Below are 1992 nucleotides of genomic sequence, written 5' to 3' on the forward strand. Positions count from 1 at the left end.
GGCGGCGAGGCGCACACGGGTGAGGTGATCCCGCCGGAGGGCGACGTCGCGCTGGGGTCGCCCGGCGATGCCGGCACCATCGACACGCGCTCCGCGGCGACCTGGCCGGATGCCGGGGTGCTGCTCGATGCACGCGCCGCAGAGCGCTACCGCGGCGAGACCGAGCCGATCGATCCGGTCGCGGGCCACATCCCCGGCGCGAAGAGCCTGCCGATCGCGAGCGTGCTCACGGACGACGGCAGGTTCCGACCGGAATCCGAGGTCGCCGCCGCCTTCGACGCTGTGGGGGCGGAGGCGGGCACGCCGATAGCCGCCTACTGCGGTTCGGGTATCACCGCCGCGCAGCTCGCGCTCGCGGGCACTCTCGCGGGCCGCGAGGTGAGCGTGTATCCCGGCTCGTGGAGCGCGTGGTCGAACACGCCGGGACGACCGGTCGCCACCGGCGAGGAGTAGGGGGGCCACGATCTCACCGGTCGTCTACTCTGAGATCATGCCGTTCCTGTTCACCCTGATCACCATCGCGCTGATGGTGTTCGCGCTCGTCGACATCATCCGTCGCGACGACAGTCAGGTGCGGTTCATGCCGAAGTTCGTCTGGCTGCTGCTCGTCGTGCTGATCCCCCTTCTGGGCAGCGTGCTCTGGTTCGCCCTCGGCCGGGAATACCCCGAAGGCGGCATCCAGCTCGGCCGTCCCGCGCGTCGGGAGACGGCATCCGGATCGCCCGTCGCGACCGCGCCGCCGCCCGACACGCGCTCCACCGAGCAGCAGATCGCCGACCTCGACCGCGAGATCGAGGAGTGGCGGCTGCGGCAGGAGATCGAGAAGCGCAAGAAGGATCGCGGCGACAGCGTCAGCGAGGACTGAGCGCCGCTTCCTGCGATCCGGATGCCGTTCCCTTCACCTCGGCCATGATGCAAAGAAACTATGCAAAGTACTTGTGCATCAACGGATTCGGTGCCATTCTGGGCGCATGAGCGACGATGACGTGCGCAGTGTCCGGCTCGACGAGCGGCAGATCCGCGTGCTGGCACATCCGCTGCGAGCACGCATCCCGGGCTTGCTGCGCATCCACGGCCCGGCGACGGCGACCGACCTCGCCCGGATGCTCGACACGAACTCCGGAGCGACGAGCTACCACCTGCGACAGCTGGCCGCGGTCGGACTCGTGACCGACACGGGCGAGGGGGCCGGTCGCCGTCGCGAGTGGCGCGCGACGAGCGACCTCCACTCGTGGGCCCCGTCCGACTTCGATGACCGACCGGATGCCGCAGCGGCCGCGGACTGGCTGCAGCGGGCGTACCTGCGCGACTTCGTCGAGCGTGCCGAGCGGTGGGAGGATGCCGCGCCGGCGTGGTCGCCGCAATGGCGCGATCGCCTCGGGCTCAGCGACACGGTCGTCGAGGTCACTCCTCAGCAGGCGAGCGCTCTGCACACCGAACTGGCCGAGGTGCTCGAGCGCTATAGAGTCGCCGGAGCGGGTGATCCCGACGCAGCGCGCCTGCACGTCACCATCCACGCCGCGCCCCTCGCCCTCTCGGCATCCCGAGGCCCGGGTCAGGAGCGGAGACCCGGATGAGCGGCCTGACGCGCCGGCAGGCCGAGCGGCGATTCGTGCTGCTCACCGCCCTGCGCTGGCTGCCCGTGGGCATCACCTTCGGGCTGACCGTGCTGCTGCCGCTCGAGAGAGGGCTCAGCCTCGCCGAGATCGGCGTGCTGATGTCGTTGCAGGGCTTCGTCGTGCTCGGTCTCGAGCTGCCGACCGGCGGTCTCGCCGACGCCATCGGGCGGCGCCCGCTGCTGCTCGCCGGTGCGACGCTCGCCGTCTCGTCGACGTGGGTGTTCCTGCTGGCGGAGTCGTTCGCCGTCTTCGCCGTCGCGCTCGTGCTGCAGGGCGTGTTCCGTGCGCTGGACTCCGGCCCGCTCGAGGCGTGGTTCGTCGACGCGGCGCTCGCAGACGATCCGCACGCCGAACTCGACGCCCCGCTCGGCCG

At 71.0% G+C, this 1992-nt stretch carries 4 protein-coding genes; all 4 read left to right on the top strand.

Features of this window, described 5'->3' with window-relative positions; genetic code table 11:
- The coding region (locus RT309_RS14865) for a rhodanese-like domain-containing protein (protein WP_313358282.1) at window positions 1–453 on the top strand (453 nt) is incomplete at its 5' end.
- 37 nt (window positions 454–490) lie between these two features.
- Window positions 491–865, top strand: coding sequence for a PLDc N-terminal domain-containing protein (locus tag RT309_RS14870; RefSeq protein ID WP_313358284.1), 375 nt, complete (start codon window positions 491–493; stop codon window positions 863–865).
- A gap of 106 nt (window positions 866–971) precedes the next feature.
- Complete coding sequence (locus tag RT309_RS14875; protein WP_313358286.1) at window positions 972–1577, top strand: helix-turn-helix domain-containing protein; 606 nt, start codon at window positions 972–974, stop codon at window positions 1575–1577.
- Window positions 1574–1992, top strand: a 419-nt coding sequence (locus RT309_RS14880; RefSeq protein WP_313358288.1) for an MFS transporter, incomplete at its 3' end; no start/stop codon positions are given. The genes RT309_RS14875 and RT309_RS14880, both read left to right, overlap by 4 nt.

It is taken from the genome of Microbacterium sp., from assembly GCF_032084865.1.
Classification (GTDB): Bacteria; Actinomycetota; Actinomycetes; order Actinomycetales; family Microbacteriaceae; genus Microbacterium.

Excerpts from the sequence above, each read along its gene's own strand:
- RT309_RS14870 (WP_313358284.1), top strand. The coding sequence starts at position 491 with ATGCCGTTCCTGTTCACCCTGATCACCATCGCGCTGATGGTGTTCGCG.
- RT309_RS14875 (WP_313358286.1), top strand. The coding sequence starts at position 972 with ATGAGCGACGATGACGTGCGCAGTGTCCGGCTCGACGAGCGGCAGATC.